Origin of the sequence: Mesoterricola silvestris, from assembly GCF_030295405.1 — a bacterium.
Lineage (GTDB): Bacteria > Acidobacteriota > Holophagae > Holophagales > Holophagaceae > Mesoterricola > Mesoterricola silvestris.
In genome coordinates this window covers 3,992,366-4,012,858 of sequence record NZ_AP027080.1, presented here as the reverse complement: position 1 = coordinate 4,012,858, position 20,493 = coordinate 3,992,366, and the positions used below count along the sequence as shown (strand labels likewise).

Annotated in this window: 12 protein-coding genes and 1 tRNA gene; 6 read left to right on the top strand and 7 right to left on the bottom strand. The window is 74.3% G+C overall.

Going from position 1 to position 20,493, the window contains the following annotated elements; genetic code table 11:
- Positions 1-6: 6 nt before the first annotated feature.
- Positions 7-83, bottom strand: a tRNA-Pro gene (locus R2J76_RS17230).
- Positions 84-163: 80 nt separating this feature from the next.
- On the opposite strand from R2J76_RS17230, the gene surE reads away from it, so the two are divergent.
- Genes surE through R2J76_RS17215 form a run of 3 tightly spaced genes read left to right on the top strand, consistent with a single transcriptional unit; the run spans position 164 to position 1,702 of the window.
- Positions 164-910, top strand: a complete 747-nt coding sequence (gene surE, locus R2J76_RS17225; RefSeq protein WP_316412885.1) for a 5'/3'-nucleotidase SurE — start codon at positions 164-166, stop codon at positions 908-910.
- Positions 907-1,179 carry an acylphosphatase gene (locus tag R2J76_RS17220; RefSeq protein ID WP_316412884.1) on the top strand — a complete coding sequence of 91 codons (273 nt, stop codon included), beginning with the start codon at positions 907-909 and terminating at the stop codon, positions 1,177-1,179. Before surE ends, R2J76_RS17220 begins: the two co-directional genes overlap by 4 nt.
- Positions 1,180-1,189: 10 nt before the next feature.
- A complete protein-coding gene (locus R2J76_RS17215) occupies positions 1,190-1,702 on the top strand; it encodes an adenine phosphoribosyltransferase (protein ID WP_316412883.1) in 513 nt (170 codons plus the stop codon).
- 439 nt (positions 1,703-2,141) lie between these two features.
- Here R2J76_RS17215 and R2J76_RS17210 read toward each other — a convergent pair whose 3' ends face one another.
- Positions 2,142-2,492, bottom strand: coding sequence for a hypothetical protein (locus R2J76_RS17210; RefSeq protein WP_316412882.1), 351 nt, complete (start codon positions 2,490-2,492; stop codon positions 2,142-2,144).
- A gap of 124 nt (positions 2,493-2,616) precedes the next feature.
- Between R2J76_RS17210 and R2J76_RS17205 the strand changes: the two genes are divergently transcribed.
- Both R2J76_RS17205 and R2J76_RS17200 read left to right on the top strand, forming a co-directional pair.
- A complete protein-coding gene (locus R2J76_RS17205) occupies positions 2,617-4,629 on the top strand; it encodes a molybdopterin-containing oxidoreductase family protein (protein ID WP_316412881.1) in 2,013 nt (670 codons plus the stop codon).
- Positions 4,626-5,936, top strand: a complete 1,311-nt coding sequence (locus R2J76_RS17200) for a DmsC/YnfH family molybdoenzyme membrane anchor subunit (RefSeq protein WP_316412880.1) — start codon at positions 4,626-4,628, stop codon at positions 5,934-5,936. The genes R2J76_RS17205 and R2J76_RS17200 overlap by 4 nt, the downstream gene beginning before the upstream one ends.
- On the opposite strand, the gene R2J76_RS17195 is transcribed toward R2J76_RS17200, so the two are convergent.
- Entirely contained in the window at positions 5,828-6,283 is a 456-nt protein-coding gene (locus R2J76_RS17195) for a hypothetical protein (protein ID WP_316412879.1), read from the bottom strand. The genes R2J76_RS17200 and R2J76_RS17195 overlap by 109 nt on opposite strands.
- A 139-nt stretch (positions 6,284-6,422) precedes the next feature.
- Between R2J76_RS17195 and R2J76_RS17190 the strand changes: the two genes are divergently transcribed.
- Positions 6,423-7,094 (top strand): phosphatase PAP2 family protein, encoded by a 672-nt coding sequence (locus R2J76_RS17190; RefSeq protein ID WP_316412878.1) that lies wholly within the window; start codon positions 6,423-6,425, stop codon positions 7,092-7,094.
- A 310-nt stretch (positions 7,095-7,404) separates the two neighbouring features.
- Here the strand turns inward: R2J76_RS17190 and R2J76_RS17185 are convergent, their stop codons facing one another.
- The 4 genes from R2J76_RS17185 to R2J76_RS17170 are packed head-to-tail and all read right to left on the bottom strand — an operon-like array spanning position 7,405 to position 20,493.
- A complete protein-coding gene (locus R2J76_RS17185; protein ID WP_316412877.1) occupies positions 7,405-9,081 on the bottom strand; it encodes a hypothetical protein in 1,677 nt (558 codons plus the stop codon).
- The gene (locus tag R2J76_RS17180; RefSeq protein ID WP_316412876.1) at positions 9,078-10,592 is read right to left on the bottom strand and encodes a hypothetical protein; all 1,515 of its coding nucleotides are present in this window, start codon (positions 10,590-10,592) and stop codon (positions 9,078-9,080) included. Before R2J76_RS17180 ends, R2J76_RS17185 begins: the two co-directional genes overlap by 4 nt.
- Complete coding sequence (locus R2J76_RS17175) at positions 10,589-18,166, bottom strand: hypothetical protein (protein ID WP_316412875.1); 7,578 nt, start codon at positions 18,164-18,166, stop codon at positions 10,589-10,591. The genes R2J76_RS17180 and R2J76_RS17175 overlap by 4 nt, the downstream gene beginning before the upstream one ends.
- Positions 18,163-20,493, bottom strand: coding sequence for a VIT domain-containing protein (locus tag R2J76_RS17170; protein WP_316412874.1), 2,331 nt, complete (start codon positions 20,491-20,493; stop codon positions 18,163-18,165). Before R2J76_RS17170 ends, R2J76_RS17175 begins: the two co-directional genes overlap by 4 nt.

The window sequence follows — 20,493 nt, the reverse complement described above, 5'->3', positions numbered from 1 at the left end:
TGCTTTTGGTCGGCGCGAGAAGATTCGAACTTCCGACCCCTACCACCCCAAGGTAGTGCGCTACCAGGCTGCGCCACGCGCCGTGAACTAACGATTCTAGTACGATTACGCGCCCGGGTCAAGCGGTGTTCTCCCGGGCTACACTGGGGGCATGGAAGAGCGCTTGATTCTCATAACCAATGACGATGGATGCTGGGCTCCGGGACTGGCGGCCCTGCACCGGGTGGCCTCGCGGTTCGGGCGGGTCGTGGCGGTGGCTCCGGACCGGAACCGGTCCGCGGTGTCCAGCGCCATGAGCCTGAACGATATCCTGCGGCTCCACGACCTGGGGGGGGACCGCTACGCCTGCACCGGGACGCCCGTGGACTGCGTGCTGGTGGGCATCCGCGCCGTGCTCAAGCGCGAGCCGGACTGGGTGCTCTCGGGCATCAACCACGGCTTCAACCTGGGGGAGGACGTCTTCTACTCCGGCACCGTGGGGGCGGCCTTCGAGGGCTGCCAGCAGGGGGCGCGGTCCGTGGCCTTCTCCATCGATCCCCAGGGGGACCTGGCCCAGGCCGAACGGTGGGCGGGGCTGTTCCTGGAGCGGTGGGAGGCCATGGAGCTCCCCGCCAACCGCATCTGGAACGTGAACCTCCCCAAGGGCGAGCCCCGGGGCTTCCGCCTCTGCGGCCAGGACACCCGCAAGTACCACGACCTGGTCGAGGAGCGCGCCGACCCGCGCCGGACCCCCTACTTCTGGATCGGCGGGGAGATGGGCCCCACCTACGCCCAGGGGCCCGGCAGCGACGCCGAGGCGGCCCTGTCGGGCTACGTGAGCGTCACGCCCCTGCGGCTGGACCTGGCCTGCCCCGAGGTCATGGGCCGCAGGAAGGACTTCGACCGCACCTTCAACCACGGCGCCCCGTGAAGGCCGGCTTCCACGCCCATGGCCGCGTCCAGGGGGTGGGCTACCGGTGGTTCGTCCTGGACGCCGCCCGGGAGCTGGGCCTGGCGGGCTGGGTACGCAACGAGCCCGACGGAACCGTGACCGGCGAGGCGGGGGGTGACCTGTCCCGCCTGGAGGCCCTGAGGGACCGCCTGGAGGCGGGTCCCCCCTCCGCGCGCGTTTCTACGCTGGACTGGTGGGTGGTGGAGGGTGGACAATCACTTCCCCACCCTTTCGAGGTCCGACGTTAAGCGAGGCACCATGAACTTCAAATCTTCCGTCCAGGATGTCCCTGATTTCCCGCTGCCCGGCGTCCTGTACCGGGATATCACGCCCCTCTTCAACGACGCCGCCGCCTTCGCCCGGGCCATCGACGCCATGGCCGAGCCGGTGCTCTCCCTGCAGCCCACCCACGTGCTGGGCCTGGAATCCCGCGGGTTCATCTTCGGTTCTGCCCTGGCCCACAAGCTCGGCCTGGGCTTCGTGCCCGCCCGCCGCCCCGGCAAACTCCCCCGCCCCACCTTCCGGGAGACCTACGAATCCACCTGCGGCCACGACGGCATGGAGATCCACCAGGACGCCTTCCATCCCGGCGACCGGGTGCTCATCGTGGACGATATCCTCTCCACCGGCGCCACCGCCCTGGCCGCCCGCAACATCGTGGAACGCACCGGCGCCCATCCCGTGGCGCTCACCCTCTTCATCGAAATGGTTGGTTTGGCGGGCCGCGAAAAACTGAAGGGCCTGCCCGTGTTCAGCGTGCTTCGGTACTAAGAGCCCGACTGCGTTTTCGTACGTGTCCCGGACCATTGCCCCGGTTCGTTGCTGCGGGCCAAGCCCGCAGCAACGGAATGCTCTCACCTCATCCATGGGCCTGTGCCGTCACCCATTGGCCCCGACCCACCCGGGGGGCACGCTTCGCGTGTTTCGAGGAGCACGTTGACGCGCCCCAATGCTGAATAGTCAATGTGGCAACCGCTCAGCGTCGGCGCCCACCGGCACCGAGAGGGCTTTCGCGAAGCGAATCCATCAACCCATGGATAGCCGCGCTCCTCGCCAGGGCCCCCCAGGAGAGCCCTTCCATTCCGTATTCCCAAACGCTCAACGAAGAAAATGGGCGTAGCACAGCCCCAACGTCCCTCCCGCCATCCCCGTCATCGCCGGCTTGTCCGGCGATGACGAAACGGGGCGAACGTCTGGGACACGTACGATTCTAGGCGCTCACCAGCGTCTTGAGCCCGTCCCGGAACAGCACGTCCACCTTCCGCCCGGTGCGCTTTTGCACCCGGCCCAGCCCGAAGCTGGGGTGGTCCATCCACATGCCCTCCTCCCACTTCTGGGAGACGGCGTAGGGGAGGGAGCGGGTGCCGGCGTGCTCCTCGAGCATCAGTTCGTGGAAGCGGGAGGGCGAGGCGGCGCTGCGGGGGGAGGCGGTGCGGGTGGCCACCGTGGCCCGGGCGGGGCGGGGAGCGGGCGCGGGGCGTTCGGCGCGGAACTTGTGCACGGATTTGCAGGTGGAGCAGATGAGCTTTTCCGGCACGCCATCGGTGATGGACAGGATCATGTGCCGCGTTTCCCCTTTGCATCTCCCACAAGGGGCATCAACTTCCTGGCCGGCGTAGTACGATTTCGTCATCCCCCTAGTTTGCCGGAATTGCCCGGCCAAGGGAAACCCCAAGCGAGCCTGGATGCCCGTCTTCACGTCAGCATGTCCCCGCAACTGCTACAGCACCTGCAGCCTCCGGGTCACCGTGAAAAAAGGAAGGATCACCGCCCTGGATGCCCATCCGGGCAACCGAGCGACACCCGAAGGGCCCTGCCTCAAGGGGCTCAGCTACCTGGAGCGGGTGGAGCCCGGCTCCCGGCTGCTCACGCCCCTGGTCCGCGGCAAGGACGGCGCCTTCTCCCCCCTGGCCTGGGACGCGGCCCTGGACCTCATGGCCTCGCGCTTCCTGGATATCCGGGAGCGCTTCGGCCCCCGGGCGGTGATGCACTACGCCGGCAGCGGCACCAAGGGCCTGCTCAACGGCAATTCCATGGCCTTCTGGCGCCGCTTCGGCGGGTGCACCACCACGTACGGCGACCTGTGCTGGCCCGCGGGCCTGGAAGCCACGCGGCTCACCCTGGGTGACAACCGCCACAACGCCCCCTGGGACCTGGCCAACGCGGCCCTCATCCTCATGTGGGGCAAGAACGCCGCCGAGACCAACGTGCACCAGATGCGCTTCGTGGACCAGGCCCTGGCCGCGGGGGGCCGGCTCGTGGTGATCGATCCCCGGCGCACCGGCACCGCCGAACGCGCCGAACTCCTGGTGCAGCCCCGGCCCGGCACCGACGCCGCCCTGGCCCTGGCCCTGGCCCACGTGCTCATCCGGGAGGGGCTGGTGGACCGGCCCTTCATCGACGCCCACGTGCTGGGCTTCGAGGACTACGCCCGGGCCGTGGAGGCCTGGACCCCCCAGCGCTGCGAGGCGGTCACCGGGGTTCCCGCCCGGGAGGTGGAAGCCCTGGCCCGGGACCTGGGCACCGTCAAGCCGGTGACCCTCTGCGCGGGCTTCGGCATGCAGCGCTACACGAATTCCGGCCAGACCATGCGCGCCCTGCTGGCCCTGCTGGCCATCACCGGGAACCTGGGCCGGCCCGGGGCGGGCTGGGTGTACGCGAACCTGCAGTCCGATGTGTTCAGCGCCGTGAAGGACCCCCTGGATTTCTTCCCGCCCGAGGTGCCCGACGGGGTGGTGCGGGTGTCGCTGTCCACGGCCCGCCTGGGCAGTGACATGGCGGCCCAGGCCGATCCGCCCCTGCGCGCCGCCTGGGTGGAGCGGGGCAACCCCGTGGGCCAGAACCCCGACACGGCGCGGGTGCGCGAAGCCTTCCGCGCCCTGGAGTTCCGGGTGGTGGTGGACGAGCGCCTCACGGACACCGCCCGGGAGGCGGACCTGGTGCTGCCCTCCAAGAGCCTCTTCGAGCAGACCGATGTCATCGGGGCCTACTGGCACCCCTACCTCCAGATCCGCCCGAAGCTGGTGGAGCCGCCCGAGGAGGTGAAGCCCGAAAGCGAGATCCTCTGGCACCTGGCCCGGCGCATGGGGCTCGACACCGCGGGCCTGGTGGCCCCCGGCGCGGAGGAGGCCTGGCTGGAGGCGAAGCTGGGGCGCTTCCCGGGCCTGACCCTGGACGCCCTGCGGGAGGGGCCCGTCCTGGCCCCCGGGTGCGAGGAGGTGGCCTTCGCGGACCTGGCCTTCCCCACGCCCTCCGGGCGCATCGAGCTGCGCTCCGAGGAGGCCGCGCGCCGGTGGAAGGTGGACCCGCTGCCGGGCTATTCCGCCCCCCTGGAATCCAGCCCCGGCGCCTACCCCCTCACGCTCCTCACCCCCAATCACAAGAACGCCATCCACAGCCAGTTCGTCACCCTGTCCTGCCTGCGGGACCCGGGGCCCCGGCTCCACCTGGGGCCCGGGGACGCCGCGGCCCGGGGCATCCGCCAGGGGGACCGGGTGCGGGTCTTCAACGGGCGGGGCGAGCTGTTCCTGCCCGCCAACCTCGATCTGAGCCTCCTGCCGGGGGTGGTGGTGGCCCACAACGGCTACGGGGCCGAGCATGGGGGCTCCGTGAACCTCCTGTCCCTGGGCCGGGAGACGGACATGGCCCACGGCGCGGCCTTCCACGACAACCTCGTGGACGTGGAGAAGGCCCCGTGACGGCCCGGCGCTTCCTCTTCCACGCGGACCGCTGCACCGGATGCGAAGCCTGCGTCCTGGGCTGCTGGATGGAGAACCGCGCCCAACAGACCCGGCCCTGGCGCACCGTGCACACCTTCAACCCCCACCGCCGCCCGGACCTGCCGGTCTTCCACCTGTCCCTGGCCTGCCACCACTGCGACGAACCCGCGTGCCTCGCCAACTGCCCCGCGGACGCCTACGCCAAGGACCCCGCCACCGGCGCCGTGACCCTGCGCCAGGAGGCGTGCATGGGGTGCCGCTACTGCACCTGGGCCTGCCCCCACGGGGCCCCCCGCTTCAGCGAGACCACCGGCACCGTGGAGAAGTGCACCTTCTGCCCGGACCGGGAGGAGCCGGCCTGCGTGGCCCGGTGCCCCGTGGAGGCCCTGGAGCTGGAACCCCGCGCCCAGGCCGGGCCCGCGCCCCTGGGGCTCCCGGGCTGGGAGCTGGGCCCCGGCATCCGCATCGACGGCGACCCCGCCGCCCCGCGCTTCGCGGCCCCGCCCCCGCCGGCGGGGCTCCTGGAGGGCCTCCTGCGGGTGCCCGAACCCCGCATCACCCTGCGGGGCGAATGGACCCTCGTGGCCTTCACGACGATCCTGGCCGTGCTCACGGCCCGCATGGCCGCGGGCGGCCCCTTCCCCCACCCCTGGCCCTTCCTGGCCGCGGGCGCGGCCTCCATGGCCCTCAGCGCCCTGCACCTGGGCCGCCCGGGGCGGGCCTGGCGCGCCCTGCTCAACCTGCGGGGCTCCTGGCTGAGCCGGGAGATCGCCCTGGCGTCGCTCTTCCTGGCGCTGTGCGCCGCCGCCTTCCTGGGCCGGGTCCCGGCCTGGGCCGCGGCCGCGGCGGGCTTCGCGGCCCTTTTCGCCGTGGACCGGGTGTACCGGGTGGCCATGAAGGTGCCGCCCCTCAACCTGCACAGCGCCCACGCCCTGCTCAACGGCATCTACCTGGCGGCGGTGCTCGGGGGCTCCGCGCCCCTGGCCGTGGGCGCCGGCGCCTTCAAGCTCCTCCTCTACGGGTGGCGCAAGGCCCACTTCGCCCGCAAGGGGCGCGGCCTGCGGCCCCTGCTGGGCGCGGCGCGGGTGGCCGCGGGCTTCGTGGTGCCGGCCCTGGCTCCCGCGCCCTGGGCGGCCCTGGGCGTGGTGCTGGGGGACCTGGCGGACCGGTGCGAGTACTACGACGAACTGGAGGTCCCCTCGCCGGAGGCCGCCCTCAGCATGTCCTGGAGCTTGGGGAACGCGCGCATGAGCAGGTTCCGCACCTCCGGCGGGAGCGACTCGTAGAGCTCCTGGAGGGACAGGTCCGCCGGATCGTCCCCCGAGCCCTTTTTGCCCGGCTGGCCGGCGTTCCCGGTCATGATCCGGCGCAGCACTTCCTTGAGCGCTTCAACCTCCCGGCGGTAGGGGCCGGGGGTGCTGGAGCCGGCCTTGGTCTCGGCCGGGTAGTCCACGACGCCGCAGGAAAGGCAGGCGAGGATGTGGAAGAGTTCCTGGAGGGCCTTCTCCTCGTCGGAGGGATCCGGCGCCGCCGTGGCCGCGGCGAGCACCGACGCGAATCCGGACGTGGGCTTCGAGGCCGCCGCCGCGGGGAAGGCCGAAGGGGCCGTTGCTTGAAGGGGATGGGTAAACATGTCCCGGTCTTGCATTTTTCGGGCCAGGATTTTCTGCCCGGTCCCTTACGATATAATTATAAGTATTAATAATAACAATAATTATGTTCACTTCCGCGCCCGGGGGTGGCAGACTCTCCCCCTCTTTGCGGAGGACAGCATGCAACGCTCGCACCTGGTACCCTTCCTCACCCTGGCCCTGGCCTGCGCGGCCCTCGCGCCCCTTCCCGCCGCCACCCCGGACTGGGTGTCCGTCGTCGGCCTCTATCCCCAGCCGGGCACCCCGGACGCCCTGCAGGACCTGGGCGTCACCATGTGGCTCCAGCATTCCCGCACCCAGGCCGACGTGAGCCGGGCCCTGGCCGACGCCCACCCCGGCATCGGGTGCTTCGCCAGCCTCCTGGACGAGACCTTCGACATCTCCGCCCACCCCCTCACGGAGGCCCTCATGGCCCAGGCCCGCGGTGAGCTCCTGCCCATCCTGGAATCCCTCAAGGGCACCTTCGACCGGCCCCGGCCCTACCAGACCTTCCCGGCCATCACCCCCGCCGTGCCCCTGGAGGCCACCCCCTCCTACCCCAGTTCCCACGCGGCGGTGGGCGTGCTCTACGCCCGGATCCTGGCCCAGTTCGTGCCGGCCCACGGGCCCGCCCTCCTGGAGCGGGGCCGGCAACTGGGCGACGACCGGGTCATGGCCGGGGTCCACTGGCCCAGCGACGTGGAAGCCGGGCAGCGCCTGGGCCGGGCCTTCGCCAATTGGTGGATCAGCCAGCCCGCGAACCGCCAGCTCATCGTGGAGGCCTGCGGGAAGGAGTGGCGCGGCGGGCGCTGATTAAGAAGTGATCGGCGGCGCAACTCGCGCTCATGGAGTGGGCCAAGCGCTAGGAGCGATACCTACCCCGCGTTCGTCGCAGGGATGGTTCGTCTTCATCTCCTTCATCCCATTCATCGGCGTTCATCCCTGTTCCGCAGGGCCAAAGCTGGGATGCGTCGGCGCATGCGGGTAATGCGTGCGCCGACCCAGGCCATCGCTGGCCCTGCGTAACAGGGATGAACGCCGATGAATGGGATGAAAAGGGATAGGTGCAATTGGAAAGAGAATCGGTTCTGATCGAGCCGAGTGCCAGGGATCGATCCCAGGATCAGGGCTCCGCCAGGCACAGCCCCACCCGGTGACCCTGGCCCCGGCCCCGGGCCCGGAAGCCCCCGGGCACGGCCTCCACGGCGTCGGCGGGGCTGGGGAGGGCGTCCCAGCCCAGGGCCCCGGCCAGGAGGCGGTGGGCCGGGTCGAAGCGCAGGGTCCGGACGCCGCCGCCCTGCCACAGCCTCAGGACCCAGGTGCCGTCCTCCTCGCCGGTCTCCATGCGCTCCACGGGGGACCCGAAGGCCTTGGCCACCTGGGCTGCGGTCCAAGTGCGGGTCCAGGGGGCGGCGGGGGTGGGGTGGCGGGGGCAGGGGGGGGCCGCGGCGCCGCCGGAGCCCCACACGAAGCGGGGGGAAAGGGGCTGGCCGCCGCAGTGGGCGGTCCACTGGTCGGGGCCGGGGAAGCGCGCCGCCTCCTGGATGGCGGACCAGGCGGCTTCGTCCAGGCCCCGGGGCTCCCCGGGCAGCGCCGCGGCGCGGGCGGGGTCGGTCCAGTCCAGGCGGGGGCCGCGGCCCACGAAGTAGGCGCAGTGGGTGGAATCGCACACGTCGGCGCCCGGGTGGCGGGGGCCCCGGGCCAGGAAGCGCAGCACCGCCGCGCCCAGTTCCACGCGCAGGGCGGGGCTGCCGCCGGGGAGTTCGGCGTCCACCACGCCGGCCACGTAGTCCCGGGGGGCGAGGGTGGCCACGGGGACGCCGGAGCGCAGGGCGACTTCGCCCTGGATGCGCCGGCGGATGCCCGGGGCGGAGAGCTCCAGGAGGCCGGGGCCCACGGGGATCCCCGGGGCCAGGGGCGCCGAGGCGCCGGGGCCCAGGTGGCCCGGGCCCAGGGGGACGGGGTCCGGTCCCAGGTTGCGCACCTGGAAGCGCCGGGGTCCCAGCAGCTCGAAGAGCCGCACCCGCACCGCGGCCGCGAGGCCCGAGGGCACGGCCCCGGCGCGCCGCGGGCCGCGGCGGGGCGCCCAGGGCCGCCAGCGGTCCAGGTCCGGGGCCAGGGCCGTGGCGGCCTCCCTGCCGGTGCCCGGGCGCAGGCGGCCCAGCACGGCCCAGCCGGTGTCGTCCACGGCCAGGGCGAGGCCGCAGGTGGAAAGGGGGTCCCCGTCCGGGGCGGGCACCGTGCCCGTCTTGGCCCAGAAGCCGCGGTGCCCGAGGCCCGCCGCGGTGCCGGTGAGGGCGGCCTCCCTCAGGCCTTGCAGCACCTCCTGGCGCAGGGTTTCGCCCTCCGGCCAGGGGGTGAGGGTCAGGCGCCGGTAGGCCTCCAGGAGCGCCGAGGGGCGGATGGCGAGGTTGCCCGCGAGGCCCACGGCGTCCTCCGGGGACAGGGGCGCCGGGGCGAACCCTTCGGCGGCCAGGGCCGCCTTCAGGTCCGCCAGGGGCGTCTGCCGGGCCAGTTCCAGGAAGTAGGCGTTGCAGGACACCGCCACGGCCCGGGCCAGGCCCAGCTCCCCGTGGCCGGCCTTGAGCCAGCAGCCCCGGCAGCGGAACCGCGGGGAGGGGCCCGCGTGGCTCCGGGCCCAGGCCCGGACCACGAAGGGCTTCTGCAGGGAGCCCACGGGAAGGGGCGCGTCGCCCGAAGGGGGTTCGGCCTCCACGCGGGAGCCCTCCAGGCGCCAGGTGGCCAGTTCCGGGGGGCGGGCCCCGAGGGTCAGGGCCAGCGCCAGGAGGAGCCCCCTCAAGGGGCCCCGCCGAAGGTCACCCGCTCCTCCCATCCGTCCCCGGTGCGCCGCCGCTCCACCGCGAGGCTCCGGGTGCCGGGGATCCACCCCAGCAGGCCCAGCACCTGGTCCGAGAGGGGCCGCACCTGCTCGGGCCGGGCCGGGCCTTCGGCCTTGGCCCAGCGGGCCTTCTCGGCCCGCACCGCGTCCAGGTCCACCCGGGCCCACCGCACCAGGGCGGCGTCGGCCCTGGGGACGGGCACGTCCTGCAGGTCCCGGGCGCTGGGGGCGGCCCACAGCACGGCGCCGGCGCGGCGCAGGGCCAGGGCCGGCAGGCCCGGGCCCACGCGGATCTCGGAGGCCGGGCCCACCTTGGCCACCGTGGCGCGCCCGGCGCGGCGTTCCCCGGTGGCGCGGCACAGCTCCAGGAACTCGGCGTCCCGGGCCTCCGGCCACGGGAAGGCCAGGCGCCGCACCCCGTCGGGGGTCACCCAGAACCCCCAGCTGGGGACGGGGACCTTGGCCAGGAGCGCCTTCCAGGGCAGGAGATCGCCCTCCTCCCCCTGGGCGCCGCCGGGGACGGCGACCGGTTTCGTGAGGTCCACCGCGTAGGGGTCGCCGGCGCCGGCGGCCTCCGGCAGGGGCGCCAGGGCCGGCACGGGCCGGTCCTGGAGCTGGGGCAGGGGCTCCAGCAGGCCCCGGCGGAAGGCGGTCCAGAAGCCGGAGCCGTCGGGCTCCCAGCCCTGGGCGCCCCCCGCGGCCTGGAAGGTGAAGACCCCGGGCCGCGCGTCGCCGCCGCCCCGGCGCACCTCCACAAGGCGCCCGCCCTCGCTGCGCAGGGCCACCTTCACCCGGCCCCGCTCGGGGCCCTCGGGCCACAGGAATTCCCGGCGGAAGTACCGGTCCTTGCGCAGGGCGTCCAGGTCCAGCTCCATGGCCACGAGGCCCGGCAGGGGCGGTTCGAGGCCGCGGCCCGCCTGGGCCTGGGTGATGGCCAGGAGCAGGGCGCGCTCGCTGGTGGCCAGGAGCAGGCGCGGACCCATGCGCGCCCAGGCCAGGCCCATGCGCCGGTCCTTGTCCCCGGAGCCGTCGGCGGCGCCCCGGGTCACCAGGGCGTAGGCCACGCCGCCGTGGTTCTTCGGGGTGCCCTTGGGCAGGGCCAGGGGCAGCTGCGCCAGGGGCGTGTCCACCACCAGCACCGCCTCCAGGTGGCCCACCTCCAGCAGGGCCAGGCCCAGGGACCGGGGCTTGAGCTGGAGGATCTGCTTCCAGGTCCAGGGCAGGTCCGGGGAGAGCCGCTGCCACTGGTCCTCGAGCTTGGAGCCCACGCGGCTGCGGCGCCAGGCCGCGGTCACGGGCTCGCCGTCGCGGGGATCCCCGGTGAGGAAGCGCCGGAAGTGGCCCGTGAGCGCCGCGTCGAAGGCCTGGGCATCGGGGATGACCAGGCGCAGCGGCGCGTCGGGGAGGGGCAGGGGGGCCTCGGCCGCGAGGAGGCTCGCGGCCAGGAGCATCGGCAGCGCGCGCGGATTCATGGGCGGCCCTCCTTGTTCAGCACGTTCGTGAGCAGGGCCCAGGTGAGGTCCCGGGGGCGGATGGGGGCGGGCCGGCCCCCTTCCATGCGGAAGGCCTCGGCCCGGCCCGCCGCCGGGGCCAGTTCGGCCTGGAGGGCCTTGAGGCCGGCGGCATTGCGGTCCGCCAGGACCGCCAGGGTCCGGCGGGTGAGGGCCTCGCGGCCCGCGCGGGCCGAGATGCGGGCCACGTCGCCCAGGGCCGCGTTGATGTCGGCGGCCTTGAAATGGCGCGCCGCCAGGATCCGGGCCAGGGCCTCGGGATCCACGGGGCCCAGGGCGTGCTGGGCGGCCGCGGCGGAGCGGGGCAGCAGGCTCCGGGACGCGCGCAGGCGGAGCAGGGCGCGGTCCCCGTCCAGGTCCCGGGCCCAGGGGCGGTCGTTTTCCAGGACCCGCTGGACCCGGGCCAGGGCGTTCTCGTCCCCGGGGGCGAGGCTGCGCAGGGCCGCCCGGGCCGCCAGGACGTCGTGGCCGTGGGCCTTGAGCCGGTCGCCCAGGGACACCGGGCCCGTCCACACGGCGGCCGCGCCCGTCCAGTATTCGGGGGCCTTCGCCCCCGGCGATGTGAGCCTGCGCCACACATCGAAGGCCATGGCGTCCTCCCGGGCGGTCCAGGCGTCGGTTCGCCGGGAGGCAAGGAGGCTCGCGGCGGCTTCGGCCCTGAGCTTGAGCTTCTCGAGGATCCCGGCCCGCTGGCGGGCCTGGAAGTAGGTGTGGGAATCGATCATGCGCGAAAGCCAGCGCCGGGCCTCCAGGGGCACCACGGGGGCCGCGGTCTCCAGGATTTCGCCCAGGGACCAGGGGGCCACTTCGCCCCGGAACCAGGCCTCCTCGAATTCCCGGGCCAGGGCCGGCGCCTCGGCGGCCGGGGTCAGCCGGAAGGCCAGCCTCCAGGACGCGGGCGGCACTTCGCCCTCCCGGCGCTGGCCGGCCAGGAATTTGAGGTACCGTTCCTCCACGGGCTTCTGCCGGCCCACGGCCTTGAAGGGGACGAGCCAGCCTTCCAGGCGGCCCATGGGGTCCGGCCTCTGGGCGGGCGCTTCGTTGGTGGCCTCCCCGCCTTCGGTGTCCTCCGGGGCCGGGGTCATATCGAAAACCAGGTTCCCGATGCGGCCGGTTTCCGCCAGCATGGCGTCCACCTGGGCGAGGGCGGGTTCCAGTTCGTTGCGGGACAGGTGGATGCGCACCGCCAGGAGGCGGCTGGCATCGTCGGCGTCCGGCCGCACCAGTTCCGCCAGGAGCGCGGGGGCATGGTTGGCCGGGTCCAGGGCCTTCTCCAGGGCGGCGATGGCGCCGGGGCGCTCCGGGGTGACGATCCGCCCCAGGTGGGCCCAGGCCGAGGGCCACACGGGGCCGATCTTCGCCAGCACCACGGGGGGCAGCGGGGCCGTGCCCGTGGCCCACAGTTCGCGGAGCCAGTACTGGGCCTGGGCGCGGGTGAGCTGGGCCTCCCGGCCCGCCCAGCGCCGGTGGAGCGCCGTGCGGAAGTCCACGGGGTTCGCCGTGTGGAAGGCGCGGGCGGCCTCGGTGCGCTGGTCCTGGAGGTAGGCCAGGAAGACCGGGCCCACGGGGCGGGAGGCGTCCAGGCATTCCAGGGGGCCGGGCAGGCCCAGGCGGGTGCTGAGCACCGTGAGGTCCTGGAAATCGGCGTCGGTGAGGCCGGACTGGATGGCCTTCACGTAGGCGCGGAAGGCGTCCGCGGCCTCCTGCTTGCGGTCGGCGGCGGCCAGGAGGCTCAGCTTGCCCTCCACCCAGGCGCGGTCCTTGACGGGACCGGGCCGCCCTTCGGCCACACGCAGGGCCAGGGGGAGGTCCCCCAGGGCCCGGGCCAGGCGCATGGCCAGCAGGGCCCGCGCCGTCTCGGCGCCCCGCTGGGGGGATTCCAGGGGCAGGTAGGGGGCCGTGGGGTCGCCCTTGCGGTAGCGGGCCAGGGCCTCCAGCACGTACCAGGCCTCCCCGGGGCGTTCGCCCCAGAGGGCGCCGGGCACCCGGCCCTGGTCCACGCCCTGGCCGGCCACGCGGTCATCGCCCTTCTCGGCCAGGTCGCCCCGGCCGTCCCGGCGGGGGATGAATTCCGGCCAGATCCAGCGGGGATCCTTGCCGAGCACGTCCCCCACGGTGCGGGGGCCCCGCAGCTTGTCGATGAGCGGATCGTCCGCGGCGCCGGCGGCGCCCTGAACCAGGCGCGCCATGGCCGCGTCCACGCGCTCCACCACGCCCCTGCGGGCCTGGAGCACGGGGTCGGAGGAGGGGGCCGGGGCCCAGAAGCGGAACCACGCGGTGCGGGGCGCCTCGGGAAGGATGGCCACCAGCGTGTCCGCGGACCAGCCCCGGGCCCCCAGGACCCAGAAGCGGTCCCAGAGGCGCCGGTCGGCCATCACGTCCGAAAGGTCCTTCACTTTCCCGGGCTGGGCCGCGGCCGCGCGGGCCCAGGTCTCCAGCACGGTCCGGTCGTCCAGCCACCAGGTCCAGGCCTGGCGGCTGGAGGTGGAACCCACGTTCGCCGCGCCCCGCACCTGGCCCAGGAGTTCCTGCCACCGGGGCTCCACGAAGGCGAGGAGCTCCTCGGCCCGGTCCCGGCGGGCCAGGTCCCGGACCCAGAGGGCCGCGAGATCCGGTTCCCGGAAGGTCTTCATGGCGGGGCGGCCGGCGGTGGCCGGCGTCTCGCCCACGAGGTTCTCGCCCACCTGGTGCACGAAGGGGTAGGGCGGATCCACGAACCAGGGGCCGCCCCGGGAGGCCAGGAGCCGCTGGGCGAGGCCCTCGCGCAGGCCCGTCTCCAGGCCCGAGTTCGCGATGAAGGGCCACCAGGCGTCCAGGGCCCGGGAATCGGGGGCGGGGCTTTCCTTGGGCTGGAGGAGCCGCTGGAGCCAGGCCTGCACCTCCTCCTTCTGCTCGGGCTTGGCGTGGCCCGCGAAGGCCGCCGCGGCCTGGGGCAGGAGCTGGGGGTTGTCCTTGATCACGGCCAGCACCCGGGTGATCTGGCCGGTGAGGAGGCCGATCTGCACCCGGGTCTCCAGGGGCACCTCGCCGTCCGCGGCCAGGGGGCCGATGTCGCCCTTGGCCGAGTAAAGCCGCACGGCCATGGCCGGCAGGCCCCTGTGGAAGAGGCGCTGGGCCGCGCGGGCCCGGCGCTGGCGCGTCTCCTGCGGGTCGGCCGAGCCCTCCCGGGCCAGGGCCTTGAGGGTGTCCTGCTCCACGGCCAGGGCCCGGGCGGGGTCGCCGGCCCGGGCGTACAGCTCGGAGCGCCACTTGGCCACGTCCTCGCTGGCGGGCCGGGGCCGGTTCCAGCCCTCCAGGTAGTCCGCGGCCTCGTGGAGGCGGTCGGCGCGCTCCAGGATGTCCGCGGCGTCCCGCCACAGGATCTCCTGCTCGGGGCGCACGGTCACCGCGGCCTTGGCCGCGGCCACCGCGCCGTCCACGTCGTGGAAGAAGCGCTTGATGTCGCGCACGGCCACGGCCCAGCGCATGTCCCGGGGGCTGCGTTCGTGCTGCTTCTCGAAGAAGGCCAGGAATTCGGGCCCCTTGCCGCCCCGCTGGGTGGAACGGGACGCGGCCACCAGCCACGCCCTTTCGGTGCGGCGGTTGAGGGCCTCGATCCAGAGGGCCACGCCGCGGGCCGGAGCGTTCTCCAGATCGGCGGCCCGGGCCAGTTCGTGGTAGAGGTCGGCGACCCCTTCGGGCTTGAGCAGGGGGGTCTGGGCCTTGGCCACGGGGAAGGGGTCCCAGGCGGGATCCTCCCGGAAGGAAAGCCGGGCCAGGAGGTGCACCGCGGCCAGGCGGCGCGGGTCCTCCAGGGCGGGGGAGGCCAGGATCTGCTCCACGGCCCTGCGGGCGCGCTTGAGATCGGAGGCCGCCAGGGAGGCCTGGGTGAGGCGCTGGAGGAGGTTCTCCCGGTGTCCGGCGGCGGCCCGGGGCACGGTCTGCTCCAGGAGGTCCAGGGCCTCCACGGGGAGCTTGGCCCGGTCCAGGAAGGCCAGGCGGTCGTCCAGGAGGCCCAGGCTCCAGGGGTAGCGGGCCGTGATGCGCCGCCAGTCCGCGGCGGCGACGGCGGCGCCCTTGGTGCGCTCCAGATAGCCCGCCCTCTGGCTTTCGGCCCGGAGCTTGACGCTGCCCTCGGGCAGCTTGCCGATGCGCGGCTCCAGGGCCGCCCACACGGCGTCGGCCTCCTGGCCCCGGCCGTTGTCGGCCAGGAACCGGGCCCGGTCCATTTCCAGGCGGATGCGCTCCTCCTCCTCGGGGGCGAGCTCCGCCCGGCGCGCCATGAGCGCGCCTTCGAAGGCCTTGGCCCGGGCCTTGGGCCAGCGCTCCCCGATGCGCCAGACGCCCTGCTGCCCGGCGAAGTCCAGGAAGCCGGCGGCGGTGGCCCGGGGGATCATTTCGTTGAGCTTGTCCAGCATCAGGGCTTCGATGCGGGCGATGGCGTCGTGTTCCGCGGGCCGTCGAGCCTCCTTGGCGGCCTGGCGCTTCTCCCGGCCCACGGGATCGTTGGGCTGGTCCATGGCGTCGATCCAGGTGTCGGCGTCCCAGGTGAGCCCGGGATCGGGGGGCGTGATGGAGCCCAGGGGGAAGAAGGCCGCCAGGGTGCGCTCGTCCTCGGCGTTGCCGGGGGCCAGGGCGCGGATGCGCTTCTCCACCAGGGCGTACACCCGGGGCCGGGCCAGGAGCTGCGCCAGGCGGCGCAGGGAACGCTGGTCGTTCTCGAAGGACGAATCGTAGCCCTCCTCCTCGGGCCGGGTGGCGTCCAGGTACTCCCGCACCGCCCCGTCCAGGTCCTTGAGGTTCTCCCGCAGGACGCCGGTCTCGAAGGCGTAGAAGCGGGGCCGGCCCAGGGCCTTGCGGCCGGCCTCCACCACGTCCAGGGCCTCCCGGTCGTGGTTGTAGTCCCAGAGCAGCGTGGCCAGTTCGGAAATGCGGGCCGGGTCCCGGGGGGACCGGGCCAGGAGGTTGCGCCAGATGACCATGGCCTCGGCGCCCCGGCCGCGGTCCTCCTCCATCTCGCCCAGTTCGGTCCACAGGGGGTTGGGGTTCTCCAGGGCGGGCGCGGCGCGCTCCACCAGGGCCCGGGCCGGGGCCCCGTGGGAGGCCTCGAGGCCGTTGAGGGAGCGGTGCAGGGAGAGCAGCCGCTGGGCGAAATCCCCGTCGCCGGGGTAGCTGCGGCAGAGGCTCTCGCCGGGCGCCACGGCCCGCTCGAAGCGGGAGAGGCGGGCCCAGCCCTCGAAGAGCAGCAGGTCCTCCACCGGCGTCCGGTCCCTGCGGCCCTCCAGGGCCGCCAGGCGGGTCTCCAGGGTCCCCTGCTTCATGGCCGAGGCGAACCAGGCCTCCCGCTGGGCGGGATCCGCGAAGAGGATGGCCCAGCGCCGCTCCTCCAGGAGCCCTTCGGGAACGATGACCTTGGTGAAGGTGCGCTTGCTCTCGGCGGCGGGATCGAAGTCCTTCTGCCACTGGGCGGGGGTCACGAGGCGCCCGGCCTCCCGGAACACCAGGGGGCTGTGGGGGAAGCGCTCCAGGGCCTTGAGGCGGACCCAGTCCGCCCACAGGACCATGCGCACGCCGCCGCCCACCGGGGGCTGGTCGGGCACCTGCACCGTCACGTGGGTGTTGGATCGGCGGAACAGCTCCGAGCCCCGGAACCGGGCCGTGACGTCCGCGGCCAGGGTCCGCAGCTCGGCGTGGTAGTTGCGCCGCGCGTACCACCGCGCGGCCTTGTCCCAGATGCCGGGGTCCTGGAAGCGTTTGAGGGCCTCCTGGTAGCGCGGCCCCAGGCCGTCGTCCAGGTTCCAGCTCTCCAGGCGCGAGGCCAGGTTCATCCACAGCTCCTCGGCGTCGGGCAGGCGGTCCAGCTCGGCGAGGATGAGGTCCACGGAGGCCCGGTGGGAGCCGTCCCGCTGGTCCAGGCGGGCCGAGAAGTCGTCCAGGAGCCGGTAGTACCCGCGGGCCCGGGGCTTGCCGGATTCCAGGCGGGCCCAGGCCCGGGAGGCGTCGGGCTCCTCGGGCTGGTAGCCGCCCTCCTCCCGGCCCTGGAGGGTGGGCCGGGAGCGGTCCGGGGCGGCGTAGCGCATACGGGCCTTCATGAGCCGCAGTTCCTCGGCCAGGGGCACCTCCACCTGGCGCGCGGCCAGGAGGGCCTGGTTCCGGGCCTCGTCGGCCTGGGCCGCGGGCCCGCCCTCCACCAGCGGCAGGAGGGCGAGGGCCTTGGCCCCTTCGCCCCGCTCCACGTGGCGGGCCATGATGGCCACCCGCAGGGCGGGCAGGGCCGGATCCTTGGGGGCGCGCTGGGCCAGGGCGTCGGCCAGGGCGCGGGCCGTGGCGAAGGTGCGATCCGGCAGGGCCTGGAATTCCAGGTTGTCCAGGGTCTCCTTCCAGGGGACCCCGGTGAGCAGGAAGGACACCCCCCCGGTCCAGAGCCCCGGGGTGCGGTCCACCGCGGCCACCCAGCGGTAGGCCTCGTCGTTGTAGGCGCCCCAGGCCAGGGGCCGGCCCCCGGCCCGCAGGGCCAGGTGGGCCAGGAGGGCCAGGTCCCCGGTCTGCTGGTCGGGGGTGCCCAGGTGGGCCGCGGCCAGGCCGGCGCGGAAGGCCTCCGGCACCGCGTCCACGCTGGCGTAGAGGCGCGACAGGAGCAGTTCGCCGTTCCGGTCCAGGCCCTTTTCGTGGCGCCGTTCCACCTGGCGCAGGAGCTCGGTGGCCAGGCCCGCCTGGCGCTTGCCGTTGAGGTAGGCGTGGAGCCGCGCCAGGGCGCCCGCGTCGAAGCGGGTCTCCAGGGTGGCCCGCCAGGCGCCGGGGGCGGTGCCCGCGGCCTGGTCCACCCGCCGTGCGTAGGCCCGTTCGAAGGTGGAGCTCCAGGGCTGCGTCACCGCGCCGTCCAGGATCAGGAAGGCGCCGCGGGCGTCGCCGTGGTCGGCCTTGAGGTCCGAGCGCACCAGGAGCCGCCGCTCCGGGGGCAGGGCGTGGGAGGCCGCCAGCCCCTGGTCGGCCTCGTCCAGCCGCCCGGCCTTCTCCAGGGCCCGCAGCCAGGCCTCCAGGGCCTCCGCGTCGTCGGGGAAGCGTTCGGCCTTGGCCCTGCGCAGGGCGATGGCGTCGGCCAGGTCCGGGTGGGCCTGGGCCCATTCCACCCGCTCGTCGCAGAGCGCGCGCAGCTCCTCCGGATCCAGGCCCGGCAGGGCCCGTTCGGCGGCCTTGAAGGCCGCGGCGGGCTCCGAATGGGCCGCCTCCCAGCGGGCCGTCTCCGCCCAGGCCGCGGGGCCCGAGGCCTGGGCCCAGCGCTCCATGGCCTCCAGGGCGCCCTTGCGGTCGCCCAGGGACAGGCGGGCCTCGGCCAGGTGGCGCAGGGCCCCGGGATCGCCGCGGCCCTCCAGGAGGCGGGCCAGTTCGGCGGTGGGGGTGGGGTAGTGGACCCGGTGGCCGTCCACCGTGGCGAACCGGGTGGCCAGGGCGTAGATCCAGTCGCCCTCCGTCATGCTCTCCCAGGGGATCACGGAGGCGGCGAACCCGACCGCCGCCAGGGGAAGGATCCAGGCGAACGCGCGCTTGCTCCTCACGGCCTCACCTCCAGAGTCGCCCGGGCGAAGCCCCGGTTCTTGGCTGCGTCCACCGCCTCGAACACCACCTCCACGGGGCCCTGGACGCCGTAGGGCACGGTCGTCAGGCCCACGCAGCGGCGTTCGGCGGGATCCCACCGCAGCGGGATGGGCGGGGCGTCCCCCACCCGGGCGCTGAGGAACACCACGTCGTCGTCCGCGGCGGCGGCGATGCGCACCGCCTCGCCGGGCCGGCACGAGGCCGGCAGGGCCGGGTGGATGTCGGGGGCCTTGCCGTCCAGGACGAAGTGCTTGGTTTCCGAGATCCGCGCCCCGCTGGCGTCGCGCATGAGGATGCGCACCGGGTGGCGGCCGTCCTTGAGGCCCTCGGGCACCAGGAAGCGGCCCTCCCACACGTTGCCCCCGGGCCGGCGCACCAGGTCCAGCCTCAGCCCGAAGGGGAAGAGGGCCGTGGCCGATTGGGTCCCGGGATCGCATTCCACCCGCAGCACGGGATCGCCGGGCTGGATGCGCCGGGGCCGCAGCAGGGACCGGGGCGCGGCCAGGAAGGCCGTGTAGGGGGTGATGAACTTGTAGCGCTTGCTCAGGGCGATGATCTCGTCCACCCACTCCCGGCGCTCCCCCTCGGCCTCGATGCGCCGCAGCAGATCGTCCACCCGCGCCCGGGCCCAGCGCCGGGGCAGGTCCCGCGCCTCCAGGGCCTTGGCGGGCAGGGCCGCGTCCAGGGACGCCCTGCCGCCGGGGAAGAGGGGCGAGGCCCATTCGAAGCGCACCTTCTCGGCGGGGGCGCCGTAGCGCCCGATCCACCCCGAGAGGCTTCCGGCCGCCAGGGGCTGCACCAGGACGGGGTAGATGTCGCGCAGCTTCGGCTCCCCGCCGGCGGCGGTGAAGGGCACGTCGCCCGCGGCGCGCCGGGCCTTGGCGGCGGTGCCGGGGCCCAGCACCTGGCGGAAGAAGAGATCCCCCTCGATCTCCGTGGCCGTGGGGGAGAGCACCTGGGCCGAGGCCGCGGCCAGGGCCTCGCCGGCCTCGCCCACGGTCACCGCGGTGAAGAGCGGCACGGGCCCCGCCGCGGCCTTGAGGGCCTTGGAGCGGAGCAGCCCCTGGCCGCTGGTGAGCAGGAGGATCCGGCCGTGGTCGCCCAGGGCCTTGCGGGCCGCGGCCAGGGCCAGGGCCAGGTCGGCCCCGGGGCCCAGGGGGCGGTTGCGCAGCTGGGTGAGCTGGGCTTCGATGGCCTGGGGGGTGACGGGCTGCAGCGCGCCGGCGCCCGGGGTGTGGTCGAAGGGGATGAGGGCGAAGCGGTCCTCCCGGCCCAGGCTCCGCAGGACCCGCACCAGGTGGCCGTAGGCCAGCTCCAGGCCGCCCCAGCGGTGGCCCAGGGAGGTGTCGAAGAGGATGGCCAGGGACTGGCCCCCGGGGGCCGCGGCGGGCGTTTCCGCCGGGGCCGCGCCGCCTCCGGGCAGGGCCTCCAGGAGGAAGAAGCCGTCCTTCTCGGGCGGGATCTCGGAGGGCCGCTCCCAGGGGGCCAGGGCGAGGCCCTCGGGCAGGGCGCCCTCGGGGTTGCGGAAGGCGGTGAGGCGCAGGGGCTCTGAGGCCCGGGGCCGGAAGCGCAGGGCCAGGTCCTTGTCCAGGCGCACGTGGGTGCCCGTGAAGCCGGCGCCTTCGGCCGTGGCCGTGAGGGGCAGTCCGGAGGGCATGGCCTCGAAGGCGCCGTCCTCCAGCTTGACCCGGACGGTGAAGGTCTCCGCCACCGTGGGCTCGGCGTCGGGGGGACGCAGCACCAGGCGGAATTCGCCCCTGCCGCCGATGAGGGGGACCTCCTGCTGGAACTGGATCTCCAGGCGCTTGGTGGCCATGGGCGGGATGGGGGCCACCGTCACCGAAAAGAGCGAGGCCCCGGAGGGACGCGAAGCCGGGGCGCCTTCGCCGGCCTCCCGGTCCTCCTCCTCCCCCTGCTGCAGGAGGCCCGGATCGATGCGCTGGCGGGTGAGCTCCTGGTAGATGGACCGGGCCCGCTTCTTTTCCAGGATGACCCCGGGGATGCGCACCAGGCCGTCCCACACCGCGAAGTCCCCCACCGCCGCCGAGGCCGGCAGGGCGAAGCGGTACGTGCCCTCCTGCACGGCGGCGGTGTGGTTCTCGAAGACCTGGCGCACGTTGACCCGGGCGTAGCCCCGGGCGATGGCCATGTCCACGGTCATCTCCCGCAGGGAGAGGACCTTGGGATCGGGCCGGCCGGAGCTGGTGGGCACCAGGAGGCCCGCCTGGGCCCGCAGGGGCAGGATGGCGAGGACGGGGAGGAGCAGGGCCCGGAATCGGCTGAGCAT

Excerpts from the sequence above, each read along its gene's own strand:
- R2J76_RS17215 (WP_316412883.1), top strand. The coding sequence starts at position 1,190 with ATGAACTTCAAATCTTCCGTCCAGGATGTCCCTGATTTCCCGCTGCCC.
- R2J76_RS17180 (WP_316412876.1), bottom strand. The coding sequence starts at position 10,592 with ATGAATCCGCGCGCGCTGCCGATGCTCCTGGCCGCGAGCCTCCTCGCG.
- R2J76_RS17195 (WP_316412879.1), bottom strand. The coding sequence starts at position 6,283 with ATGTTTACCCATCCCCTTCAAGCAACGGCCCCTTCGGCCTTCCCCGCG.
- R2J76_RS17190 (WP_316412878.1), top strand. The coding sequence starts at position 6,423 with ATGCAACGCTCGCACCTGGTACCCTTCCTCACCCTGGCCCTGGCCTGC.
- R2J76_RS17170 (WP_316412874.1), bottom strand. The coding sequence starts at position 20,493 with ATGCTCAGCCGATTCCGGGCCCTGCTCCTCCCCGTCCTCGCCATCCTG.
- R2J76_RS17210 (WP_316412882.1), bottom strand. The coding sequence starts at position 2,492 with ATGATCCTGTCCATCACCGATGGCGTGCCGGAAAAGCTCATCTGCTCC.
- R2J76_RS17205 (WP_316412881.1), top strand. The coding sequence starts at position 2,617 with ATGCCCGTCTTCACGTCAGCATGTCCCCGCAACTGCTACAGCACCTGC.